Consider the following 22,496-nt stretch of genomic DNA (forward strand, 5'->3'; position numbering starts at 1 on the left):
TGGGCATGCCGCCCGTTGAGCACTCCCCTCCAGGTGCTCCCCGGGACGGCACGCCGCCCGCCCGCCCCCGCCACCCGTCGAGCACTCCCCTCCAAGTGCTCCCCGGGTCGGGCACGCCGGACGGCGGCCCGGGGCTCCCGCCCGTCCTACGAGGCCCTGCCCCGCCGGGTCAGCAGGAGGGCGCCCCCGCCGATGGCGAGCAGGGTCAGCGCCCCGCCCGCGACGTAGGGAGTCAGTGAACCGCCGCCGGTCTCGGCGAGGTTGGCGCCGGTGGTGGTACCGGACGCGATGCCGGAGCCGGTCCCCGTCCCGGCCTGCGGCTTGACGTCCGTCTTCACGGGCGGGGCCGACGCGGGCGCTGCGCCCGCCGGGGACTCGCAGCGCGCCTCGGCGAGCACGATCTCGCCGTCGACCTTGGCCACGTTCAGGTTCAGCGGGTTCACCGACACCTTCAGGCGGAGCGCGGCCGCGGCGGCCGTGGTGGAGGTGGTCTCCGTACCGGACAGCTCCAGGTGGACCTGGCCCACGCCGGGGACGTCGACCTTGGTGGGGCCGCCGGCCGTGAGGGTGACCTTCCTGCCGAGCGCGGTCACCTTGCCGAGGACGTTCGCGCTGGCCACCGGCTTCTTGCCCGCCTCGCAGACGGCCTTGGAGGTGACCTTCTCCACCTCGATCAGGGAGAGCAGCGGCAGTCCGGGCACGTGGACGGAGGCCTTGGCGAGGTTGGCCTCCGCCTCGGCCCGGGTCTTGTCGGCGGTCGCCTTGGACGTGGCGACGGTCGCGCGCAGGACACTGACCGGGCGGTTCCCCTCGACACCGTCCAGGGTGACGGCCAGCGCCGTCTTCTCGGCCGCCGCCGGGGCGCTGACCTCGTTGAGGGTCGCCTTCAGCGGGACGTGGACGGTCTTGTTGAGCAGACCCACGTCCAGCCCGGCGCGCAGGACGACCGCGTTGGCCTTGCCCTCGCCCCCGGCCCCGCCGCCTCCCGTGGCGAAGGCGGGCGGGGCGGTGAGGAGGGCGACCACTCCCGTGGCGAGCAGGACGGCCGCGGGCATGCGGAAGGTATGGCTGTTCAAGGTGGTGGAACCCCCGGGGAGTTGGGCGCCGTCGCGGCGCCAATGGGGGACATTGCGCGCGCCGACGGCCTCGACCCCGGAATCTTTACGCACTGTGGGTGAACGGGGGGCAACCTGACGTTACTTCACCCCAAAGGGTGGTTTCCGGGCGCACATTCGAATCATTGCGCCTCATGAAGAACGAGAGTTCTCCCCTTTCACGGACATCCGGCCCGTGCGGTCGTCTTCAACGACCGACGGGCCACCGATGTCACGCGACGTCAACAGGGTGCCGACGCGGGGCTCAGGCCCGGATTCCGCCGTTCACGACGACCCGCAGCGGCTGCGCGAGCGTCCGTACGTCGGCCCGCGGGTCAGCGGCGTAGACCACGAGGTCGGCGGGCGCCCCCTCGGTCAGGCCCGGCCGGCCGAGCCATTCGCGGGCCGCCCAGGTCGTGGCCGACAGGGCCTCGATCGCCGGGATCCCGGCCTTCACCAGCTCCGAGACCTCTGCGGCGACCAGGCCGTGCGGCAGGGAACCTCCCGCGTCGGTGCCGACGTAGACCGGGATGCCCGCGTCGTACGCGGCGCGGACGGTGTCGTACCGCCGTTCGTGGAGCCTTCGCATGTGCCCGGACCAGCGCGGGAACTTCGCCTCGCCGCCCGCCGCCATCTTCGGGAACGTCGCGATGTTCACGAGCGTGGGGACGATCGCGACCCCGCGCTCCGCGAACAGCGGGATGGTGTCCTCGGTGAGGCCGGTGGCGTGTTCGATGCAGTCGATGCCCGCCTCGACCAGGTCGCGCAGCGAGTCCTCGGCGAAGCAGTGCGCCGTGACCCGGGCTCCGAGCCGGTGCGCCTCGGCGATGGCCGCCTCGACCTCGGCGCGCGGCCAGCAGGCCGCGAGGTCACCGGCGTCGCGGTCGATCCAGTCACCGACGAGCTTGACCCAGCCGTCGCCGCGCAGCGCCTCGCGGCCCACGTACTCGACGAGGTCGGCGGGCTCGATCTCGTGGGCGTAGTTGCGGATGTAGCGGCGGGTGCGCGCGATGTGCCGGCCGGCCCGGATGATCTTCGGCAGGTCCTCGCGGTCGTCGATCCAGCGGGTGTCCGAGGGCGATCCGGCGTCCCGGATGAGGAGGGTGCCCGCGTCGCGGTCGGTGAGGGCCTGGCGCTCGGCGGTCTCGGCGTCGACCGGGCCGTGGGCGTCCAGCCCCACGTGGCAGTGCGCGTCGACCAGTCCGGGCAGGGCCCAGCCGGTCACCGTGGTGATCTCGCGGGCGCCGGGCGGGCGCTCGTACGAGATCCGGCCGCCCACCACCCAGAGCTCGTCACGGACCTCGTCGGGCCCGACCAGTACCCGCCCCTTCACGTGCAGCACATCGCCCACGGCGCTCACCTCGCTCATGGCGGCACTGTACGCGCGGGCTCCGCGGCGTCAGGAGGCGGAGAGGGCGTCCAGGAGCCGGTCCACGTCCGCCTCGGTGTTGTAGAGGTGGAAGGAGGCCCGCAGCAGGCCCGCACGGGCGGACGTGGCGATGCCGGCCGCCTGCAGGGCGGGCCGGCGGTCGGCGAGACCCGGCACGGAGACGATGGCGGAGTCCCCGGGGACGGGCTCGTGGCCGAGGCCGGCGAGCCCGGCCCGGTAGCGGGCGGCGAGGGCGGTGTCGTGCGCGTGCACGTTCTCGATGCCGATCCGCTCCAGCAGGGCGAGCGCGCGCTCGGAGGCGTGGTAGGCGAGGAAGGCCGGGGACTCGTCGAACCGGCGCGCTCCGCGGGCGAGTTGCGGCATCGGACCGTAGGTGGAGTCCCACATCGACTCGGCCGCCACCCATCCGGCGTGCAGCGGGGTCAGCGTGTCCTGGGCCTTCCGCGACACCGTCAGGTACGAGGCCCCGCGCACGCCGAGCAGCCACTTGTAGCCCCCGGTGACCGTGTACTCGTACGGCGAGGCATCGAAGGGGAGCCAGCCCGCCGCCTGGGTCGCGTCGACGAGCATCCGGGCCCCGTGGGCCGTCGCCGCCGCGCGCACCGCGGCCAGGTCGGCCTTGCGGCCGTCCGCGGACTGCACGGCGCTCAGCGCGACCAGGGCGGTGCCGGGACCGACCTCCCCGGCGACGGACTCGAGGGGCGCGAAGCGCACCTTGAGGTCGCCCCGGACCACGAAGGGGTTGATCACCGAGGCGAACTCACCCTCGGGGCAGAGCACTTCGGCGCCGGGCGGGAGCGAGGCGGCGACGAGGCCGACATGGGTGGACACGGCCGAGCCGACGGACACGCGTTCGGGGTCCACGCCGACCAGGCGGGCGAAGGACGCCCGGGCCCCGTTCACGCGGTCGAAGTCACCGAAACCGGCGGGGACCCCGGCCCCCGCCGCCTCGGCCAGCTCCCGTACGGCCGCGACGGCGGAACGCGGGACGACTCCGCAATTGGCGGTGTTCAGGTAGGTGGTGGAGGGGGCGAACTCGGCACGGGTCGCTTCGGCGAGCGGAAGATCCATGCCTTCAACTCTCCTCCAGGAGCGACCCAAAGTCCATTACCGAGTTTCCTGCCCCCACTCAAAGCATTCCTTATGCCTGCGGGACTGCGCACGCCCCGTCGGGCTCGCAGGCCTCGGCCGCGGCGGCCGGTTCCTCGACCTCGCGCCCGGCCCACGCCTGCTCCAGGGCGCGGGTGAACACCTCGGCCGGCTGGCCGCCGGAGATCCCGTAGCGGCGGTCGAGGACGAAGAACGGCACGGCGTTCGCACCCAGCTCGGCGGCCTCGCGCTCGTCGGCCCGGACCTCGTCGGCGTAGGCGGAGTCGTCGGCGAGGACGGAGCGGGCCTCGGCCTCGTCCAGCCCGGCCTCGACGGCGAGCGCGATCAGCACCTCGGGGTCGAAGACCGAGCGCTCCTCGCCGAAGTTGGCCCGGTACGCGAGGTCGAGCAGCTGCTCCTGGCGGCCGCGGGCCGCGGCCAGGTGCAGCAGCCGGTGGATGTCGAAGGTGTTGCCGTGGTCGCGGCCGTCGGTGCGGTAGGTGAGCCCCTCCGCACGGGCGCTGGCGGCGACGTGCTCCTCCATGCCGCGCGCCTCGTCGAGGGTGCGGCCGTACTTCTTGGCGAGCATCTCCACGACGGGGGCGGTGACACCCTTCGCGCCGTTCGGGTCGAGCTCGAAGGACCGGAAGACGACCTCCACCTCGTCGCGGTGCGCGAACTCGGCCAGGCCCTTGGTGAAACGGGCCTTGCCGATGTAGCACCAGGGGCAGGCGATGTCGCTCCAGATCTCGACGCGCATGATCCTTCTTTTCTCCGGGTTCGGGTGGGGAATGAAACGGTTTGCGGTTCAACCGTCCGCTGCCCCGTCTCATTCCCCGGACTCAGCCCCCGGGATGATTCCCCGGGCTCAGTCCCCCGACGGGTCCGGCACGTCGCCCACCTGCAGCCAGAGGGTGACGTGGGTGCCGGCGTGGGGGGCCGACGGGTCCGCGAGCCAGCCCCGGGTCGCGTAGAAGGCCCGGGCGCGGAGGTTGTGCTCGTAGACCTCCAGGCGGACCCGGCCGATCCCGGCCCGCCGCCAGAGCTCCACGCAGGCGGCGTGGAGGGCGGCTCCCGTGCCGTGGCGCCAGTGGACCGGGTCCACATGGAGCTGGGTGAGCGTGGTCTCGCCGTCCTGTGTGCGGTACGCGGCGACCCCGGTCAGCTCACCGTCCTGCTCGGCGCAGAGCACGCCTCCTTCTGCGGCGTCCCGGGATATGGCCCGCGACCAGCCCTCGCGGGTCCGCTGGAGTTCGGCGTCACCCAGGTACGCCTGCTCGGGAATGTGTCCCTGGTAGTAGGTGGCACGGGCCCTGGTGTGCAGGGCGGCGATCGCGGGGAGGTCGGCTGCCTGTGCGGTTCTGATCATGGGAAAGGAAACGCGCCGGGCCCCTCGGCGGTTCCCGGCGCGTCACAGTGCGGCTCCCGCCGCTACTTCTTCAGCCAGGCCGCCATCATCTTCTGGGCGATGGGTGCGGCCAGTTTGCCGCCGCCGATCTCGGAGCGGTCGGTGTCGGAGTTCTCGATCACCACGGCCACCGCGATCTGCTTGCCGTCCTGCTTGCCGTAGGAGGTGAACCAGGCCAGCGGGGCGAGGCTGTTGTTCACGCCGCGCTGGGCGGTACCGGTCTTGCCGCCCACCTCGGCCCCCGACACCTGGGCCGGCTTGCCGCCGCCCTCGGTGGCGACCGTGCGCATGGCGTCGCGGATCATCGAGGCGGTCTTCGCGTCCATGACCTGCTGGGACTTCGGATCCTTGAAGCTCTCCAGCACGTCGCCGCCCGCGTCGGTGACCTCGGAGACCATGTGCGGGGCGACCAGCTTGCCGCCGTTCTCGATCGCGGCCGTGACCATCGCCATCTGGAGCGGGGTGGCCTGTACGTCGAACTGGCCGATGCCGGTCTGTGCGACCTGGTCGACCGACATCTTCTTCGCCGGGTACTTGCTCGACGGGTTGGTGCGCACCGGGGTGTCGATCTGCACGTTGAACCCGAGCTTCTCGGCCGTCGCCCGCATCTTGTCCTGGCCGAGCTTGGAGGCGAGCTCCGCGAAGACGTTGTTGCACGACAGCCGCAGGGCGGTGCGCACCGAGACGTTGTTGCAGGCCGCGGAGCCGGCCTCGCTGGGCAGCGCGGTGCGGGTGCCGGGGATCGTGTACGGGTCGGGGATTCCGGTCTGCCGGTCGATGTCGGTGACCAGACCGTTCTCGATCGCCGCGGCGAGGGTGACCAGCTTGAAGGTGGAGCCGGGCGCCTGGGGCTTGCGCAGGGCCACGTTCTCCATGGCCTTGCCCTTGTCGGCGGAGAGCTCGGTCCAGGCCTTCTCGTCGTTGGCGCCGGTGATGGTGCCCGGGTCGAAGGAGGGGTTGTTCACCACGGCCAGGATCTCGCCGGTCCTGGGGTCCAGGGCCACGGCGGCGCCCTGCTTGCCCTGGAGCGCGTCGTAGGCGGCCTTCTGGACGTCCTTGTCGATGGTGGTCAGGACGTTCCCGGGAGCTGCCCGCTTGTTGGTGAGCATGTCCATCACGGTCTTCAGCCGGCTGTCGGAGCCGTTGAGCACGTTCTTGTAGATGCCCTCCAGCATGGTGGTGCCGTAGGCCTGGGAGCTGTAGCCCGTGATCGGTGCGTAGAGGGGGCCGTCGACGTACGTCCGCTTGTAGGCGAAGTCCTTGCCGCCCGTCTTCACCGAGCCGGTGATCGCCTCCCCGCCCACGATGATGTTCCCCAGCGGGTTCTCGTACTGCCCGATGAGGTTCCGGCGATTGTGCTTGTCGTCTGCGAGGGCCTGGCCTTGGTATGCCTGCACCCAGGTGACGCGGACCAGCAGGGCCAGCACCAGGAGCAGACAGAAGACCGACGCACGCCTGATCGTTTTGTTCATCCCCCAGAAGGACGTCCCGGGCTTCCCGGCCGTTCCGCTCTGCCCCGATTGTGGCGGGGTTCTCAGCCTTTCTTCATGATGAAGCCCCCCTCGTAGGCCGCGATGACCGCCTGGGTGCGGTCGCGGGAGCCGGTCTTGGTGAGGACCGACGCGACGTGCGTCTTGACCGTCTGGGGCCCGACCCCGAGGCGCTCGCTCATCTCGTGGTTGGACAGCCCGGTGGCCATCAGACGCAGTACGTCGGCCTCGCGGTCGGTGAGCCGGGCCACCCAGGGCGCGTCTGCGGGCGGGGCGCCGGCCGTGCGCGTGGCGGCGAGGGAGCGGACGGCGGCCGGGAAGAGCAGGGAGTCGCCGCGGGCGACGAGCCGGACCGCGCCGATCAGCTCGTCGGGGTCGGCCCGTTTGAGGAGGAATCCGACGGCTCCCGCACGCAGCGCGTCATAGACGTAGGCGTCGTTCTCGAAGGTGGTGACGACCACGATCCGGGGCGGCTCGGCCATGGTGGCGAGGATCTGTTCGGTGGCCCGGATGCCGTCGATCTCGGGCATCCGGACGTCCATCAGCACCACGTCGGGGGTCAGCGAGCGGACCAGCGAGACCGCCTCGGCCCCGGTGGCCGCCTCACCGACGACCTCAAGATCGGCTTCGGCCTCCAGGATGACCCGCAGCGCGGTGCGGACCATCCGTTCGTCGTCGCAGAGCACGATGCGCAGCGGCGGCCGGCCCGCCGGGGCGGGGCCGGTCACCGGTCGCCCCCGGCGAGCGGGAGGACGGCCCGCAGCCGCCACAGGCCCCCGTGCGGGCCGGCCACGACGCTGCCGCCGAGCAGCGCGGCCCGTTCCGCGGAGCCGCGCAGGCCGCGGCCCCCGGTGGTACGGGGCTCCCGGTCGTCGGGGGCGGCGGGCGGATTGGTCATGGTGATCTCCAGTTCACGGGATGCGGTGCCGGCGCCGGGGCCGTCGTGTACGCGGATCCGCAGATCCACCGGGCCCGCGCCGTGGCGCAGGGCGTTGCTGAGACCCTCCTGGACGATCCGGTACGCCTCGCGGGAGGCGATCGCCGGGAGCGCGGCCCAGTCCCCGACGGGTCCGGGGGCCTGGTGCGCGGTGACGGTGGTGCCGGCGGCCCGGGTGCGGGCCAGCAGCCCGTCGAGGTCGGCGCCGAGGGTGGGTGCGGGCGCGGCGTCCGGCCGGGCCGGGTCCCCGTCCCGCAGCAGACCCAGTACGGCGTCCAGCTCGCCCACCGTCCGCCGGGTGGTGTCCTCGATCGCGGCCAGCGCCTCCCGTACGAACTCGGGATCGCGCTCCAGCATCCGCCGGGCGGCGACCGCCTGGAGGGTGACGGCGCTCAGCGCGTGCCCGACCGCGTCGTGCAGCTCCCGCGCGAGCCGGTTGCGCACGGCCAGGTCGGCGGCCCGCTCCTCGGCCGCGGCCAGCTTGTCCGCGGCGGTCGGCCCGAGCAGGACGGGAGCCGTGCGGGCCATCAGCTGCCCGGCCCCGGCGGCGCACAGGACGAGCCCGGCCAGCAGGCCGATCCCGAGCAACGGGGCGCCGTACGGGCCGGCGTCCGTCGCGAACCAGCCGTACCCCAACCGGACGTCCTCCAGGCCGCCCACGATCGGAACCGCGATCAGCATGACCGCCATGGGCGGCACCGCGAGGGTCATTCCGCTGATCAGTGCTCCGGTCCCCAGGTGCAGGGTCCACCAGGCCGAGGCCCGTCCCCGGGCGGCCCAGGATTTCGCCGGCCCGTCGGCCAGCCGCTCCCCCGGCACCGCGCACATGGCCCGGACGGCGGTCACCGACATCGGCCGGACCGGCCCGAACAGCCCCGTGACGGCGACGAGGGGCAGGGAGAGCCCGTAGGCCAGGAAGGTGAGCCGCGCTGAGTTGAGCGCGTTGACCCCGCCGGCGGCCACGCCGACCACCACCTGCGTGAGCAGGAAGTACGGCATGAGCAGGGCGCCGCCGAGTATCAGGTGCACCCAGCGCCACCGGGCCCCCGCGCCCAGCAGCCGGGTCACACCGCGCGTGGTGCGGTGAGGAAGCGTATGAGGACGGTGCCGGTGAGCAATCCGGTGATCACCTGGCCAGCATAGATCAACACCATGGTGGCGGGAGGCCCTTCGCCCCCGGCCGGCTGCGGCCCCGTCGAGGCGATCAGCATCCACGCCCCCCAGCTCAGCGTGGCCGCCCCGCCGATCCAGGCGAGGCCGAGCGGCCGGCTCGCCGGGAGCGTTCCACCGCGGGCGAGCAGCAGGGCTCCCGCCGCGGCGGCGAGCGCGCACAGCGCGTGGGTCGCGGACCCCACGGCCGTGTCCGAGGACCGGTCGGCCACATGTGCGGCGCCCAGACCGGCTGTCCCGCCGAAGGTCCAGTACCCGTACACCGCCGCGATCGCCAGGCTGCCGACCGCCGCGGCTGCCGCCACCACCCCCGTGGACGGCGGCAGCCGCTTCCCTGTCACGCCCTGCCACCGCCGCCCCCAGCGCTCCCGCGCGTAGGGCACGAACAGCCCGGCCAGGGCGAGTCCTTGAACGATGAACCCGGTGTAGACAACCACGAACACCCATGGGTCCAGGAAGGGTGCGCGCGCCGCCTCCACCACCGGGTCGGGTCCGAACCCGAGTGCCCGCAGAAGCAGTTGTCCGGGGTACGCGACGACGATCGGGGTCAGCAGACCGGTGGCCACGAACACCGGGACGGTCAGCAGCCAGGCCGGCACCCGTATACCCCAGGGCCTGGTGAGCACGAGCACGAGCAGGATCACGCAGGCGTCCATGGCCAGCGTCACGGAATTGGCCACGGTGAAGAACGGGCCCTGCTCGCGCAGGACGCTTCCCTCGGGTATCCCGAGGCTGCTCCCGGCCAGCCAGGCCGCCTTGAGCCCCACATACGGCACGGTGGCGGCCACGGCCACCGCCCGCAGGATCCGCTGCCCGGTCCCCGGGCGGAAGGGCAACGGCTGCTTCGCGCCCGTCACCTCACTCGACTGCGACTGCACCTCTCGCGTGTTCATGACTCAACGGTCGCGGCTGCGCGCCCCCGCCACCTCCCCCTTGAAGGGGAACCGCCTCCCCCACGCGGGGGAGGACCACGCCCGCATCACACCCATCACACCCATCGCGCCCCGTGCGGCCTCACATACTCACCGCCTGCGGCCTCGGCCGCGGCCTCACATGCGGCGCGTCACGACCGACAGCCGGTCCCGCGCCTCGAACAGCGCCGCCTTGATGAGCTGTTCGTGCTCCCCCGTCAGCCGCGCCACCGGCACCGAACAGCTGACCGCGTCCCGGGCCGGCGTCCGGTACGGCACGGCCACCCCGAAGCAGCGCAGCCCGAGCGTGTTCTCCTCCCGGTCCACCGCGTAGCCCTGCTCCCGCACCAGCGCCAGCTCCTCGATCAGCCGCTCCCGGTCGGTGATCGTGTGCTCGGTGACCGCCTCCAGCCGGCGCGGCAGCAGCCCCCGCACCTCTTCGTCGGTGTGCGTGGCCAGCAGCGCCTTGCCCAGCGCCGTCGAGTGCACGGGCAGCCGCCGCCCGACCCGGGTGAAGGGCCGCAGGTAGTGCTGGGACTGCCGGGTGGCGAGGTAGACCACGCTCGTTCCGTCCAGCCGGGCCAGGTGGATGGTCTCCGTCGTGTCGTCGGAGAGCCGGTCCAGGGTGGGCCGGGCGGCGGCGACGACCTCGTCCCCGTCGATGTACGAGCTGCCGACCAGCAGGGCCCGTACGCCGATGCCGTACCGCGTGCCCGTCGCGTCCGTCTCCACCCACCCCAGGTTCACCAGGGTGCGCAGCAGCATGTAGAGGCTGGACTTGGGCAGGGAGAGGTCGCTCTGGATGTCGGCCAGGCTGTGCAGCCCGGGCCGCGCCGCGAAGTGCTCCAGGAGCAGGACGGTCCGCACCGCCGATTTGACCGGCGCCGCCTGGGCCGGGATCCCCGCCTCGGTCGTCGTCATACGCCTGCTTCCCCCTCTGATCGCCTCTTGTCACGCCGAGGACGCGGAAATAGAGTCCACAGCAGATGTGATCATTCATCCACCGGAACAGCGTTCAGAATACTGAACGATCCAGGAGGCAGCGGGCCATGACAACGACATCAGTCTGGAGTGTGGACCCCCGCACCGGGAAGCAGCGCGAACAGGTTGCGGTGGAGGCCACATCCCAGGAGGTGGACGAATCCGTACGGGCGGCCCACGCCGCCCGCGGCGCGCTCGCCGACGCCACCGTCCGCGCCGCCTTCCTGCGCGCCGCCGCCGCACTGCTGGACGAGGCCGCCGCCCACGTCATCGAGGCCGCCGACGCGGAGACCGCGCTCGGACCGGGCCGCCTCACCGGCGAACTGGCCCGCACCACCGGCCAGCTGCGCGCCTTCGCCGACGCCGTGGACGCCGGGGCCTACCTCGACATTCGCATCGACCGCGCCGACCCCTCCCTCAGCCCGCCGCGCCCCGAACTGCGCCGCTACAAGGTTCCGCTCGGCGTGGTCGCGGTCTACGCCGCCTCCAACTTCCCGCTCGCCTTCTCCGTCCCCGGCGGCGACACCGCGAGCGCGCTGGCCGCCGGCTGCCCGGTGGTCGTCAAGGCGCACCCGGACCACCCCGCCACCTCCGAACTGTGCGCCTCGCTGCTGCGCCGGGCCGCGGTCGCCACCGGTCTCCCGGCCGAAGTGGTGAGCGTGGTCCACGGGTTCGACGCCGGCCTGGAGCTGATCCGCCACCCGCTGGTGGCGGCCGCCGGATTCACCGGTTCGATCCGGGGCGGGCGGGCCCTGTTCGACGCGGCCGCCGCCCGGCCCGTGCCCATCCCCTTCCACGGCGAACTGGGTTCCCTCAACCCCGTCGTGGTCACCCCGGCCGCCGCCGCCGAACGCGCCGAGGAGATCGGGGCCGGGCTCGCGGGCTCGGTCACCCTCGGCGTCGGCCAGTTCTGCGTGAAGCCCGGCCTGGTGCTGGTCCCCGAAGGGGCGGACGGCGACCGGGTCACCGGCGAGCTCACCAAGGCGCTCGGCGAGACCGAGCCGGGGGTGCTGCTCGACCACCGGATGCGGGAGAACTTCGTCTCCGGGGTGCGGCAGCGGGCCGCGCTGCCGGGCGTCGAGGCCCCCGTCACCCCCGGATCCGGCGGGGAGCACACCGTCGGAGCGGGCTACCTGACCGTGGGCGCCGGGCACCTCCTGGAGGGCGGCGCCTACGATCTCCTCCTCGAGGAGTGCTTCGGTCCGGTCACCGTCGTCGTGCGGTACGCCGACCAGAGCGAGGCCGGCGCGGTGCTCGGGCGCCTCGGCGGGAACCTGAGCGCCACCCTCCAGCTGTCGGCCGCCGAGACCGAGGGCGCGCCGGGCCCGGCCACCGAGCTGATCGGTCAGGTCACCGGGCTCGCGGGCCGGATCGTGGTCAACGGCTGGCCGACCGGGGTCGCGGTGGCCCCGGCCCAGCACCACGGCGGTCCCTACCCGGCGGCCACCTCGCACTCCACCTCGGTGGGCGGTACGGCGATCGAGCGCTGGCTGCGGCCGGTGGCCTACCAGTCCGTGCCGGACGCGCTCCTTCCGGCGGAGCTGCGCGAGGCCAACCCGCTGCGGCTGCCGCGCCAGGTCACCGGGGACTGAGCGGGGCCCGCCCGCGACGGGGTCCCGGCGCCGCTGCCCCACCGGTGTCCCGACGGCGGCTGACGGCCCGCCGCCGGGACACCGGCCCGCCGCAACGACGCATACACGTTCGAAAACGAACGCGTCGCGCTCGGCCATCCGGGCAATCAGCGCTGAAATATCCCGAATATCCCGCGAGGGTAAGGGAACGGCAAAGCACCTCCGGTCGTTCTCCCGGCATGACCGCTATGACCCCTGGATCCAACCTGCCGCTCAACGCCGTTCGTGTGACGGTCGACGTGGCTGCGCCGGTGCGTCTCGACGTATCGGCCCTGCTCCTCACGGCGGACGGCAAGGTGCGTTCCGACGCCGACTTCATCTTCTTCAACCAGCCCACCGGGCCCGGTGTCACCTACCGGTCCGGCGGTGGTTCGACGCCGGACTCGATCACCGTGGACACCGGCGCGCTGCCCCCCGGCATCGAGCGGATCGTGGTCACGGCCAGCCCCGACGCCGCCGGGCAGAGCTTCCAGGGCATCGAGCCCACCGCCACCGTGCGCAACGCCGACGGCGGCACGGTGATCGCCGGCTTCACCCCGCCGCAGCTGGGCACCGAGACCGCGCTGGTCGTCGTCGAGATCTACCAGCGCGGAGGCGTGTGGAAGGTGCGCGCGGTCGGCCAGGGGTACGCGAACGGCCTCGCGGGCATCGCCACCGACTTCGGGGTCTCCGTGGAGGAGGAGCCCGCGCCGGCCCAGGCCGTGGCCCCGCCCGCCGCCCCGGCGCCCGTCGCGCCCCCGGCCCCGCCGGCCACCTATCCGGCCTCGCCCTGGCTCGGCGGCGCGACCACCCCCTCGGCGCCCGCGGCCCCCGCCCCGGTGGCACCCTCCGCGCCCCCGGCCGCCGCCCCCGCCACCGGAAAGATCAACCTCGACAAGGGCCGGGTCAGCCTCCAGAAGAACCAGACCGTCTCCCTGGTCAAGGGCGGCCGCCCGCTGCTCTCCCAGGTCAAGATGGGCCTCGGCTGGGAGCCCGCCTTCCGCGGCCGGGACATCGACCTCGACGCCTCCGTCATCGCGTACGGCCCCCAGCGCAACCACATCGACAGCTGCTACTTCGGCAAGCTGTCGATCCTGGGCGGCGCGATCAAGCACTCCGGCGACAACCTCACGGGTGAGGGCGCGGGCGACGACGAGGTGATCGTCGTCGACCTCGGCCGGATCCCCGCCGACGCGACCGGCCTGGTCTTCACGGTCAATTCCTTCTCCGGCCAGAAGTTCACGGACGTGGCCAAGGCCTACTGCCGCCTGATCGACGCGGCCAGTGGCGAGGAGCTGGTGCGCTTCGACCTCACGAGCGCCGAGCCCCAGACCGGCGTGATGATGGCCAAGCTGATCAAGCAGTTCTCCGGTGAGTGGGAGATGACCGCCATGGGCGACTTTGTGAAGTCGCGCACAGTGCGCGGCATGGTCAAGCCGGCCTCACAGGCACTCTGAGCAGGTGGGCGGGCACATGCGGCCACCGGTCCGGATCGCGGGTGATGGATGCCACGCGTAATCCGTAGGTGGCTGTCAGTGCCCGCCCGTAGCCTTGAAACCATGCACGAGACACTCACACCCGCAGGGCCCGCCCGCCCGTCCGCCGCCGAGGCGAACGAGGCGATACGGCACCTTGTCGAGACCCGGGTGGACGGCGAGTGGCCCTCGGAGGCGTATGAGTTCCTGCTCGCCGAGTGGGCCGAGGCCTCCCACGCGGAGGTTTCCCCGGCCCAGTGAGGCGTGGGCGCCGGGCGGGTTCCGGCGCCGGCGCACGCGTCAGTGCGTGCGCCGCCACGGCCCGGTGATGGCCAGCATGATCCCCGGGTCCTGGATGTTGGCGTACAGCGTGCGCCCGTCCGGTGCGAAGCAGACACCGGTGAATTCGGAGTACTCCGGCTCCTCGGCCGATCCGATGTTCAGCTCGTTGCGCGCCAGCGGGTAGGTGCGGCCCGACGCGGTCGCGCCGAACAGGTGCTGCAGCCCCGAGCCGTCCTCCGCGATGATCAGACCGCCGTACGGGGACACCGTGATGTTGTCGGGGCCGTCGTAGCCGCCGTCCGCCGACGGATCCGCGTTGACCCCGATCAGGACGGTGAGCCGGATCGTGCGCCGCTTGGGGTCGTAGAACCAGACCTGGCCGTCGTGGGCCGTGCCCGGGCTCTCCTCACGGGCGTAGGAGGAGACGAAGTACGCGCCGCCGTCGGCCCACCACATGCCCTCCAGCTTGCGTCCGCGCGTCACCACGCCGTCCGTGAACTGCTTGCGCACCGGAACGGTCCGGGCGTCGCGGTCGGGCACGTCCACCCAGTCGACCCCGTAGACGGTGCCGATCCTCGCGGCGCGCGAGAGGTCGTCGACGAACCGGCCGGTGCTGTCGATGCACTTGGCGGCCTGCAGCACGCCGGCGTCGGCCGCGAGCGTACGGAGCCTGCCGCGCCCGTGGCGGAAGCCGCGGGGCGGGGTCCAGCGGTAGAGCAGGCCGTTGGGGCCCGAGGCGTCCTCGGTCAGGTACGCGTGGCCCTGGCGCGGGTCGATGACCACGGCCTCGTGGTCGTAGCGCCCGAACGCCTTGACCGGCCGGGGATCCTGGTTGGCGCGCCGGTCGTGCGGGTCGACCTCGAAGACGTAGCCGTGGTCCTTGGTCATGCCGTTCTTGCCGGCAAGGTCCGAGTTCTCCTCGCAGGTCAGCCAGGTGTCCCAGGGAGTGGCGCCGCCCGCGCAGTTGGTCGACGTACCGGCGATGCCCACCCATTCGGCGACCTCGCCGCCGCGGCGGACCTCGACGACCGTGCAGCCGCCGGCCGCGGCCGGGTCGTAGACCAGGCCCTCGGCGAGCGGGACGGGGTGGGCCCAGCTCTCCCGCCTGCCCTTGAGCTCGTGGTTGTTGACGAGGAGGGTGACACCCCGGTGGCCCTCGAAGGCGGCCGTCCCGTCGTGGTTCGACGGGGTGCTCTCGCCGGAGTCCAGCTTCGTGACACCGCAGTGCGTGATGACGCGGTACGTGAACCCGGCGGGCAGGGCGAGAAGACCGGCCGGGTCGGGGACGAGCGGGCCGTAGCCGGGCTCGCAGGGCCGCCCGTGCTCGTCGCGGCCGGTGCCGTCCTCGGCGGCGAGCGCCCCGGGGGCGGTGGCCAGGGCGCCGACCGTCCCGGTGAGCGCGACTCCCGCGCCGGCGATGACGGTACGGGCGGTGAAGTCTCTGCGGGTGAGCGGCATCGGGGCTCCTGGGGTGGGGAGGTGGTGCGCCTGTCGTGCGGTCGTCGGCGCACACGCTCCCGCCCGCACGTGAACGGCGGCTGAACTACCCACCAAGGGGAACCGGCCCCTTGGTCCGCCCCGGAATGGCCAACTCCGGCCCCAGGAACGGCGCATTGTCACCGCCCTGCGGGTGCCTTCCCGGGCATCCGGCCCGGGCACCACCCGGCCCTGCGGTCGGGGGCACGGGTTCTGGCAGGCTGCGCTGGTGGAAGAACTCATAGGAACCCAGAAGCCGGTACGCAGGATCCTCGACCCGGAGGAGGCGATCGCCGCCCTGGAGCGCGCTGTTCCCGGGCTGGTGGAACTGCGTCGCAGGGACCGGGCCGCTTTCGACTGGCCCGCGGTCGAGGAAGAGCTCAAAACGGCTCTGCCCTCCGACTTCAAGGCCCTCGCCGAGTGGTATCCGGCCTTCGAACTGGACGACTTCCTGGCCCTCACCGCCCCTTTGCCCGGCGAGGAGAGCGACCGGGCCAAGGAGTGGGCCAGGGAGCTCGGGGGAGAGGGTCCCGAGCTGCGTCCCGCCGAGCTCGCCCCGACGGTCCTGATGCTCTGGGGGAACTCGAGGGAGGGCGACGAGTTCTTCTGGAGCGTGCTCGGGGACGATCCGGACCGCTGGCCCGTCACCATCAGCTCCCACAACAGCGCCTGGTGGCACTACGAGGGCGGAATGGTCCAGTTCCTGGCGGAGCTCTGCGAAGGAACCCTCGAACCCTGGGCGCTCCCTGTGGTCAGGCCCGAACTCACCGGCTGGGGCGTTGCGGGCGGCGGCTGGCACAGAACGGTCTGAGTCGTCCCTGCCGGACCCCTGCCGGACCCCTGCCGGGCGGTGGGGGCCGGGCGGGGTCCGGCAGCGACGACCGGGAAGCCCTTCGATCAGGCCGGGCGGCGGGAGCGCGCCTTGAACGCGGCCTTACGGGCCTCCTTGGCCGCCTTCTTGTCCGGGTGCAGCCGGCCCATGGCCTCCAGGACGTACGCCGTCGCCGGGTGCTCCACCCGCCACACCTGATCGAAGAAGCCCGTGTGATGAGCGGTCAGGGTCTCCATCAGGAGCGGCAGCTCCTCCGTCTCCACGTCGGTGGCGAGCTGCGCCGCGATCGTGTCGACGGTCAGCCAGAACACCATCTCCGCGTCCGGCGCCGGTACGTCCCTCATCCCGCGCTCCGCCAGCCAGACCCGGGCGAGCCCGCCGAGCTCCGGGTCGTCCAGCACCGAGCGGACCGCGGGCTCGGCCTCCGGCCCGGCCGGTGCGAGGGCCTGCTGGCACCGGAGCCGGCGCAGCGGGCCGCCCTCGTCGTCCCCGCGGGCGGCGGCCAGCAGTTCGGCGGCCGCGGCGGGCAGTTCGCGGCCGGCCAGCCACTGCTCGATCTCGGCCTGGGCGGCGCTCTCGGAGTAGAAGGAGACCGCGTCCAGCAGGGCGTCGGCGCCCTTCTCGGCCAGTTCGCCGACCGCCGGGGCATCGACCCCGGCCTCCAGCATCCGGGCCCGGATCCCGTACAGGCCGAGGGGGGTCAGCCGGACCATCCCGTAGCGGGAGACGTCCTCGTCGTCCACGGCGCCCGCTCCGCCCGCCCCGCCGCCGGTCCCCGGCTCCAGGGGGCCGTCGGCCTCCGCCATCAGCTCCTCGTCGACGGGCCGGAACTCCACCAGGCCGATCGGCTCCAGCTGCCGGAACTGGTCGTCGAGGCGCATCATCGCGTCCGAGACCTGCTCCAGCACCGCATCGGTCGGCTCGCCCATGTCGTCGGGCACCACCATCGACGCGGCGAGCACCGGCAGCGGAATCGGGCCGTCCGCCGCCCCGTGCTCGGTGACGGTGAGCAGGTAGAGGTTGGCGAGGACCCCGTCGAGGAAGTCGGCCTCGCGCCCCGGGTTCCAGTCCAGCCGGTCGAAGTCGACCCCGCCGCCCGCGTCGAGGGCGTCGACGAGGTCGTCCAGGTCGGGCACGGCGGCGTCGGCGAGCACCGTGTCCAGGGCCGCCAGCCAGAGGTCGAGTACGTCGCCGGGCGCACCGCTCGTCACCAGTGCGAGGTCCTCGCCGGGCGCGGCCGTGCCGAAGCGCTCCTCGTCGCCCTCCCCGTTGTCGTCCTCCGGCTCGGTCACGTCGACCAGACCGGTGTCCACGGCCACGCGCCAGGCCTGGCTCGCGTACCCGTCGCCGTCCTCGTCGGCGGGGTCGAGGCCGAGCACCGCGGCGGCCTCGGGCAGCTGGTCGACGGCGAGCTCACCTCCGACGCCGACGCGGGTGCCGGGTCCGGCCCAGCGGGCGAGCCGTACGGCGCGCGCGAACAGCGGGGCGCCGAGGGCGTCGCGGGCCAGCTCCGCATCGGAGCGCAGCCGTACCGGCGGCAGCGTGGGGTGCGAGTCTGCGGACATGGGGCGGTTCTCCTCGCGGACGCGGTGGGGCGGGGCGTTTCGGCGTGTTTCGGGGTGTGGCGTTGGTGACACGGGCCGCGCGCCGGCCGGACCGTCATGTGCGCCCGGATTTCGATGACATGGCCGACATGACGGGCAGTACGGCATGACGGATGTGGCGCAGACGACAGACGTGGCCTTCGTACGGCGCTCCAGCGTAGACGCATTTCGGGCGTGTCCGGCGGGCCATCGTCTTTGGTTCATCCCACAGTCAGCTGTCGTATTCCCTGGAGGGCTTGACAACTTTGCTGGCCGCACAGGAAATTGACGCGCGTAGATGTATCGGGAGCGGCAAACCTGCCGCAGATCTCGCTGCCGCACACCTCCTTCCCCTCTCCCACACCGGAGTTCCTGCCCATGCGCTCCTCGCATCCCCGTTCCGCCGCCGTCGCGGCCCTCGTCGCCACCGCACTGGCCACCGGCCTGCTCGCGGGCTCCGCCGACGCGGCCGAAGGCGCCGTGTCCGCCGATCCGATACGCATCCACGACATCCAGGGCACCACTCGGATATCCCCGCTGAACGGCAAGCAGGTCACCGACGTCGAGGGCATCGTCACGGGCGTGCGTACGTACGGCTCGCGCGGCTTCTGGATCCAGGACCCGGACGCGGACGACAACGACGCCACCAGCGAAGGCGTCTTCGTCTTCACCAACGCGGTCCCGACCGTCGCCGTCGGCGACGCGGTCAAGGTCTCCGGCACGGTCGGCGAGTACATCCCCGGCGGCCTGACCTCCGGCAACCAGTCGGTGACCCAGATCTCGAAGCCGACGGTGACCGTGGTCTCCTCCGGCAACGCGCTGCCCGAGGCCACCGCCATCAACGAGTACTCGGTGCCCGCCGAGTACGCCCCGGCCGGCGACCCGGCCGCCGGCGGCAGCATCAACGGCCTGACCCTGGAGCCCTCGCGCTACGCCCTGGACCACTACGAGTCGCTGGAGGGCATGAACGTCAAGATCGGCACCTCCCGCGTGGTCGGCGCCACCGACCCGTACTCGGAGCTGTGGGTCACGGTGAAGGGCTGGGAGAACACCGCCAAGCGCGGTGGCACCGTCTACGGCTCCTACGAGTCCCAGAACACCGGCCGCCTGCAGATCCAGCAGCTCGCGCCCCTCGCGCAGCAGCCCTTCCCGGTGGCCAACGTCGGCGACAAGCTGACCGGCACCACGGAAGGCCCGCTGGACTTCAACCAGTTCGGCGGCTACACGCTGGTGGCCCGGACCCTCGGCACCGTCAAGGCGGGCACCCTCGCCCCCGAGAAGACCAAGCCGCAGGCCGAGCAGGAGCTCGCGGTGGCCACGTACAACGTCGAGAACCTCGACCCGACCGACCCGCAGGAGAAGTTCGACGCGCTGGCGAAGGCCGTCGTCGAGAACCTCGCCTCGCCCGACATCCTCGCCCTGGAGGAGATCCAGGACGACAACGGCGCCAAGAACGACGGCACCGTCTCGGCCGAGCAGACGCTCACGAAGTTCACCGCGGCGATCTCGGCGGCGGGCGGCCCGGCCTACCAGTGGCGAACCGTCAACCCCGAGGACAAGAAGGACGGCGGCGAGCCCGGCGGCAACATCCGCCAGGTGTTCCTCTTCAACCCGGCGCGGGTCTCCTTCACCGAGCGCGCCCCGGGCGACGCGGTGACGGCGACCGGCGTGACCAAGGTCAACGGCAAGGCCGCCCTGACCCACTCCCCCGGCCGCGTCGACCCCGCCAACCCGGCGTGGGCGGACAGCCGCAAGCCCCTCGCCGGCGAGTTCGTCTTCCGCGGCAAGCCGGTCTTCGTGATCGCCAACCACTTCGGCTCCAAGGGCGGCGACGAGGGCCTGACCTCGCACCACCAGCCGCCGGTCCGCTCCTCGGAGGCCAAGCGACTGCTGCAGGCGCAGGCCGTGAACGGCTTCGTGAAGCAGATCCTGGCGGAGGACAAGAACGCCAACGTCCTGGTCCTCGGTGACATCAACGACTTCGAGTTCTCGGCGACGACGGACGCGCTGGCGGACGGCGGGGCCCTGTACCCGGCGATCAAGTCGCTGCCGAAGGCGGAGCGGTACTCGTACGTCTACCAGGGCAACGCGCAGGTGCTGGACCAGATCCTGACCAGCCCGGCGATCAAGAAGTTCACGTACGACAGCGTCCACATCAACGCGGAGTTCGCGGCGCAGAACAGCGACCATGACCCGCAGGTGCTGCGCTTCCGCCCGTAACCCTTCGGGTCCGAAGCCGCAGGGGGTCCGGCCGCCGTCCCGGCCGGGCCCCCGCAGCGGGGGCGGGTCTTCCCGGGCAAGACAGGGACTTTCAGCCCTGGCGTGACGCTCGACACATCTCTACCGAAACGACCGGTAGTGGTGTTGAGTATCTCCACGCCCGATCTTGTACCGGCTTGTACCGACCGCATTCCGGAGGATCCTCGTGTTCCCCTCCATCTCCCTCGCTCAGGAAACCGGCCTCGCCGTCCTGCTCGCGGCCGCGATCGTCTGGGTCACCGGCCTCGGCCACATGCTGCGGAACAGCCGCTCCCGCCACCCGGAGCCCGCCCCCGCCGAGAGCCTGCCGATGATCCCGTCCCAGCGGACCTCCGCCGCGCACCCGATGGAGTCGGTGGAGCTGACCGAGGCGGAGAAGCAGGCCTTCGCGGGCCTGGTCCGCACGATCCCCCTGCACTGACCCGCCCCCGGTCCGGCGCGAGCAGACGCCCGGCCCCCCGCGAGCCGCAACGCCCCTCTCCCCCTGCGGGCCGAGGGGCGTTCCGCATGTGCAGGACCGCGGTGGCCCGCTCGGTTGCGGGTCGGGCCACCCACATCGATAGTGGGAGAGGCAGCCGCACCTTGATCGGCGGCCCACCGGAGGGCGGCCACTCGGCGCCGGACCGGACCGTGGACCTGACCACCGGCAATGCGCCCGTGGATGAACCGGTCGGCCACGGCGACAGGAGGTCCGGAGAGAGGCCCCCGCCCCCACGCCTCACGCCCGCCCCGTCATCGGAGCTGCGCACAGGGCTGCCGAGCGGGACCCCCGGCCTCGGCGCGCCTCCTGATCCCACCTCGCGGAATCAAGACAGGAGTGCTCCCATGCGCAAGAACACCCGGGCACGTCGCCTCCTGGCGGCCTCGGCGGCCTTCGCGGCCGGCGGCCTCATGCTTCTGCCCGCTCCCACCGCGGCACAGCCGGCATCGCTCGACATCGCTGCGGCCAGGATCTCGGGAGGCACCGTCCAGATCATCAACGTACAGACCGGCAAGTGCGCGACCGTCGCCGGCGGGTCTCTCACCGCGAACAACCACCCGCTCGTCCAGTTCGACTGCGACTCGCACCCCTCGCGCCGCTGGAACGTCACCAACTGGAACGGCAGCTCCTTCCAGATCGTCAATGTCCAGACCGGCAAGTGCATGACGTTCGCAGGCGGGGTCTCCGACGCGAACAACGTCGAGATGCTTCAGTTCGACTGCGACTCGCACCCGTCACGCCGCTGGAACATCACCAACTGGAACAGCGCCTCCTACCAGCTGGTCAACATGCAGACCGGCAAGTGCGCCACCGTCGCGGGAGGAACCCTCACCACGAACAACCACCCGCTCGTCGTGTTCACCTGCGACAGCCACCCCTCGCGCCGCTGGTTCCTGCGCCTTGCGGGCTGAACCCCGGCCCGGCCCGACCGGGTGAACCGAGCGCCCTCCCCGGGCAGTGGTGAGACCGCGGGAGGGCGCTCGGTGGTGACCGGCGTCGGCGGCTGGTGAACCTCAGCCCCGCGCCAGGCCGGCGGAGCGTCAGTTGTGGCTGTGCAGGACCTCGTTCAGGCCGCCCCAGGCCGCCTTGTACGGGCGGGCCTCGACGGCGCCGGTGACCGAGTTGCGGCGGAAGAGGATGTTGTTGGCGCCGGAGAGCTCCAGGGCCTTGACGATCTGGCCGTCCGGGAGGGTGACGCGGGTGCCCGCGGTCACGTAGAGGCCGGCCTCGACCACGCACTCGTCGCCCAGCGCGATGCCCACGCCCGCCTCGGCGCCGATCAGGGTGCGCTCGCCGATCGAGATGATCTGCTTGCCGCCACCCGAGAGCGTGCCCATGGTGGAGGCGCCGCCGCCGATGTCGGAGCCGTCGCCGACCACGACGCCCGCGGAGATGCGGCCCTCGACCATGGAGGTGCCGAGGGTGCCGGCGTTGAAGTTGACGAAGCCCTCGTGCATGACGGTGGTGCCCTCGGCGAGGTGCGCGCCGAGGCGGACGCGGTCCGCGTCGGCGATGCGCACGCCCTTGGGGGCGACGTAGTCGGTCATCCGCGGGAACTTGTCGATCGAGGTGACCTGGAGGTGCAGGCCCTCGGCGCGCGCGTTGAGGCGGACGGTCTCGACCTGGTCGACGGCGACCGGGCCCAGCGAGGTCCAGGCGACGTTGGCCAGCAGGCCGAAGACGCCGTCGAGGTTCTGGCCGTGCGGCTTGACCAGGCGGTGGCTCAGCAGGTGCAGGCGCAGGTACGCGTCGTGCGCGTCCAGCGGCTTGTCCTCCAGGGAGGAGATGACGGTGCGGACGGCTACGACCTCGACGCCGCGGACCGCGTCCGTGCGGATCGCCCTGGCCGCGGCCGCGCCGAGGTGCTCCACGGCCTGGTCGGCGGTGAGGCGCTCGGTGCCGGCCGGGCCGGGCTCGGCGACCAGCCCGGGGGCGGGGAACCAGGTGTCGAGGACGGTGCCGTCGGCGGTGATGGTGGCAAGTCCGGCGGCGACGGCGCCGGTGGTACGCGTAGCAGTCATATCCGAA

General features: G+C 72.5%; 20 protein-coding genes. 7 read left to right on the plus strand and 13 right to left on the minus strand.

Going from position 1 to position 22,496, the window contains the following annotated elements:
* Positions 1-146 precede the first annotated feature (146 nt).
* The 10 genes from OG444_RS10295 to OG444_RS10340 form a co-directional block, all read right to left on the minus strand.
* Positions 147-1,076: an SCO1860 family LAETG-anchored protein gene (locus OG444_RS10295; protein ID WP_327261871.1), complete on the minus strand. Its 930-nt coding sequence runs from the start codon at positions 1,074-1,076 to the stop codon at positions 147-149.
* A 283-nt stretch (positions 1,077-1,359) separates the two neighbouring features.
* On the minus strand, positions 1,360-2,463 hold the full coding sequence (locus tag OG444_RS10300; protein WP_327261872.1) for an amidohydrolase family protein: 1,104 nt from the start codon (positions 2,461-2,463) through the stop codon (positions 1,360-1,362).
* A 30-nt stretch (positions 2,464-2,493) separates the two neighbouring features.
* Positions 2,494-3,555 carry an aminotransferase class V-fold PLP-dependent enzyme gene (locus OG444_RS10305; RefSeq protein ID WP_327261873.1) on the minus strand — a complete coding sequence of 354 codons (1,062 nt, stop codon included), beginning with the start codon at positions 3,553-3,555 and terminating at the stop codon, positions 2,494-2,496.
* Between the two features lie 70 nt (positions 3,556-3,625).
* The gene (locus OG444_RS10310) at positions 3,626-4,333 is read right to left on the minus strand and encodes a DsbA family oxidoreductase (RefSeq protein ID WP_327261874.1); all 708 of its coding nucleotides are present in this window, start codon (positions 4,331-4,333) and stop codon (positions 3,626-3,628) included.
* A gap of 108 nt (positions 4,334-4,441) precedes the next feature.
* On the minus strand, positions 4,442-4,942 hold the full coding sequence (locus tag OG444_RS10315; protein WP_327261875.1) for a GNAT family N-acetyltransferase: 501 nt from the start codon (positions 4,940-4,942) through the stop codon (positions 4,442-4,444).
* 62 nt (positions 4,943-5,004) lie between these two features.
* Positions 5,005-6,453 (minus strand): peptidoglycan D,D-transpeptidase FtsI family protein, encoded by a 1,449-nt coding sequence (locus OG444_RS10320; RefSeq protein ID WP_327261876.1) that lies wholly within the window; start codon positions 6,451-6,453, stop codon positions 5,005-5,007.
* A gap of 62 nt (positions 6,454-6,515) precedes the next feature.
* Positions 6,516-7,136, minus strand: coding sequence for a response regulator (locus OG444_RS10325; protein ID WP_383190285.1), 621 nt, complete (start codon positions 7,134-7,136; stop codon positions 6,516-6,518).
* 59 nt (positions 7,137-7,195) lie between these two features.
* Positions 7,196-8,476 (minus strand): sensor histidine kinase, encoded by a 1,281-nt coding sequence (locus tag OG444_RS10330; protein WP_327261877.1) that lies wholly within the window; start codon positions 8,474-8,476, stop codon positions 7,196-7,198.
* Entirely contained in the window at positions 8,473-9,471 is a 999-nt protein-coding gene (locus OG444_RS10335) for a hypothetical protein (RefSeq protein WP_327261878.1), read from the minus strand. Before OG444_RS10335 ends, OG444_RS10330 begins: the two co-directional genes overlap by 4 nt.
* 156 nt (positions 9,472-9,627) lie before the next feature.
* Positions 9,628-10,410, minus strand: coding sequence for an IclR family transcriptional regulator (locus tag OG444_RS10340; RefSeq protein WP_327261879.1), 783 nt, complete (start codon positions 10,408-10,410; stop codon positions 9,628-9,630).
* A 128-nt stretch (positions 10,411-10,538) separates the two neighbouring features.
* Here OG444_RS10340 and OG444_RS10345 point away from each other — a divergent pair, with 128 nt between their 5' ends.
* The 3 genes from OG444_RS10345 to OG444_RS10355 all read left to right on the plus strand — a co-directional run bounded on the left by OG444_RS10345 (position 10,539) and on the right by OG444_RS10355 (position 13,816).
* Positions 10,539-12,062, plus strand: a complete 1,524-nt coding sequence (locus OG444_RS10345; RefSeq protein WP_327261880.1) for an aldehyde dehydrogenase (NADP(+)) — start codon at positions 10,539-10,541, stop codon at positions 12,060-12,062.
* Between the two features lie 218 nt (positions 12,063-12,280).
* The gene (locus tag OG444_RS10350; RefSeq protein WP_327261881.1) at positions 12,281-13,537 is read left to right on the plus strand and encodes a TerD family protein; all 1,257 of its coding nucleotides are present in this window, start codon (positions 12,281-12,283) and stop codon (positions 13,535-13,537) included.
* A gap of 102 nt (positions 13,538-13,639) precedes the next feature.
* The gene (locus OG444_RS10355; RefSeq protein ID WP_327261882.1) at positions 13,640-13,816 is read left to right on the plus strand and encodes a hypothetical protein; all 177 of its coding nucleotides are present in this window, start codon (positions 13,640-13,642) and stop codon (positions 13,814-13,816) included.
* A gap of 39 nt (positions 13,817-13,855) precedes the next feature.
* Here OG444_RS10355 and OG444_RS10360 read toward each other — a convergent pair whose 3' ends face one another.
* Entirely contained in the window at positions 13,856-15,295 is a 1,440-nt protein-coding gene (locus OG444_RS10360; RefSeq protein WP_327261883.1) for an alkaline phosphatase PhoX, read from the minus strand.
* A 247-nt stretch (positions 15,296-15,542) separates the two neighbouring features.
* Here OG444_RS10360 and OG444_RS10365 point away from each other — a divergent pair, with 247 nt between their 5' ends.
* Positions 15,543-16,124 (plus strand): hypothetical protein, encoded by a 582-nt coding sequence (locus tag OG444_RS10365; RefSeq protein WP_327261884.1) that lies wholly within the window; start codon positions 15,543-15,545, stop codon positions 16,122-16,124.
* 86 nt (positions 16,125-16,210) lie between these two features.
* On the opposite strand, the gene OG444_RS10370 is transcribed toward OG444_RS10365, so the two are convergent.
* The gene (locus OG444_RS10370; protein ID WP_327261885.1) at positions 16,211-17,710 is read right to left on the minus strand and encodes a hypothetical protein; all 1,500 of its coding nucleotides are present in this window, start codon (positions 17,708-17,710) and stop codon (positions 16,211-16,213) included.
* A gap of 396 nt (positions 17,711-18,106) precedes the next feature.
* Here OG444_RS10370 and OG444_RS10375 point away from each other — a divergent pair, with 396 nt between their 5' ends.
* The 3 genes from OG444_RS10375 (at position 18,107) to OG444_RS10385 (ending at position 21,379) form a co-directional block, all read left to right on the plus strand.
* Positions 18,107-19,948 (plus strand): endonuclease/exonuclease/phosphatase family protein, encoded by a 1,842-nt coding sequence (locus tag OG444_RS10375; protein WP_327261886.1) that lies wholly within the window; start codon positions 18,107-18,109, stop codon positions 19,946-19,948.
* A gap of 205 nt (positions 19,949-20,153) precedes the next feature.
* A complete protein-coding gene (locus OG444_RS10380) occupies positions 20,154-20,408 on the plus strand; it encodes a hypothetical protein (protein ID WP_327261887.1) in 255 nt (84 codons plus the stop codon).
* A 404-nt stretch (positions 20,409-20,812) separates the two neighbouring features.
* Positions 20,813-21,379, plus strand: a complete 567-nt coding sequence (locus OG444_RS10385; protein ID WP_327261888.1) for an RICIN domain-containing protein — start codon at positions 20,813-20,815, stop codon at positions 21,377-21,379.
* A 129-nt stretch (positions 21,380-21,508) separates the two neighbouring features.
* Here OG444_RS10385 and dapD read toward each other — a convergent pair whose 3' ends face one another.
* On the minus strand, positions 21,509-22,489 hold the full coding sequence (dapD, locus tag OG444_RS10390; protein WP_327261889.1) for a 2,3,4,5-tetrahydropyridine-2,6-dicarboxylate N-succinyltransferase: 981 nt from the start codon (positions 22,487-22,489) through the stop codon (positions 21,509-21,511).
* Positions 22,490-22,496: the final 7 nt, after the last annotated feature.

Origin of the sequence: Streptomyces sp. NBC_01232 (assembly GCF_035989885.1) — a bacterium.
In the GTDB taxonomy this organism is placed as follows: domain Bacteria; phylum Actinomycetota; class Actinomycetes; order Streptomycetales; family Streptomycetaceae; genus Streptomyces.

Bases quoted from the DNA above. Each gene is read 5' to 3' on its own strand.
- OG444_RS10300 (WP_327261872.1), bottom strand. From the start codon at position 2,463: ATGAGCGAGGTGAGCGCCGTGGGCGATGTGCTGCACGTGAAGGGGCGG.
- OG444_RS10305 (WP_327261873.1), bottom strand. From the start codon at position 3,555: ATGGATCTTCCGCTCGCCGAAGCGACCCGTGCCGAGTTCGCCCCCTCC.
- OG444_RS10310 (WP_327261874.1), bottom strand. From the start codon at position 4,333: ATGCGCGTCGAGATCTGGAGCGACATCGCCTGCCCCTGGTGCTACATC.
- OG444_RS10315 (WP_327261875.1), bottom strand. From the start codon at position 4,942: ATGATCAGAACCGCACAGGCAGCCGACCTCCCCGCGATCGCCGCCCTG.
- OG444_RS10320 (WP_327261876.1), bottom strand. From the start codon at position 6,453: ATGAACAAAACGATCAGGCGTGCGTCGGTCTTCTGTCTGCTCCTGGTG.
- OG444_RS10325 (WP_383190285.1), bottom strand. From the start codon at position 7,136: ATGGTCCGCACCGCGCTGCGGGTCATCCTGGAGGCCGAAGCCGATCTT.
- OG444_RS10335 (WP_327261878.1), bottom strand. From the start codon at position 9,471: ATGAACACGCGAGAGGTGCAGTCGCAGTCGAGTGAGGTGACGGGCGCG.
- OG444_RS10340 (WP_327261879.1), bottom strand. From the start codon at position 10,410: ATGACGACGACCGAGGCGGGGATCCCGGCCCAGGCGGCGCCGGTCAAA.
- OG444_RS10345 (WP_327261880.1), top strand. From the start codon at position 10,539: ATGACAACGACATCAGTCTGGAGTGTGGACCCCCGCACCGGGAAGCAG.
- OG444_RS10350 (WP_327261881.1), top strand. From the start codon at position 12,281: ATGACCGCTATGACCCCTGGATCCAACCTGCCGCTCAACGCCGTTCGT.
- OG444_RS10355 (WP_327261882.1), top strand. From the start codon at position 13,640: ATGCACGAGACACTCACACCCGCAGGGCCCGCCCGCCCGTCCGCCGCC.
- OG444_RS10360 (WP_327261883.1), bottom strand. From the start codon at position 15,295: ATGCCGCTCACCCGCAGAGACTTCACCGCCCGTACCGTCATCGCCGGC.
- OG444_RS10370 (WP_327261885.1), bottom strand. From the start codon at position 17,710: ATGTCCGCAGACTCGCACCCCACGCTGCCGCCGGTACGGCTGCGCTCC.
- OG444_RS10375 (WP_327261886.1), top strand. From the start codon at position 18,107: ATGCGCTCCTCGCATCCCCGTTCCGCCGCCGTCGCGGCCCTCGTCGCC.
- OG444_RS10385 (WP_327261888.1), top strand. From the start codon at position 20,813: ATGCGCAAGAACACCCGGGCACGTCGCCTCCTGGCGGCCTCGGCGGCC.
- dapD (WP_327261889.1), bottom strand. From the start codon at position 22,489: ATGACTGCTACGCGTACCACCGGCGCCGTCGCCGCCGGACTTGCCACC.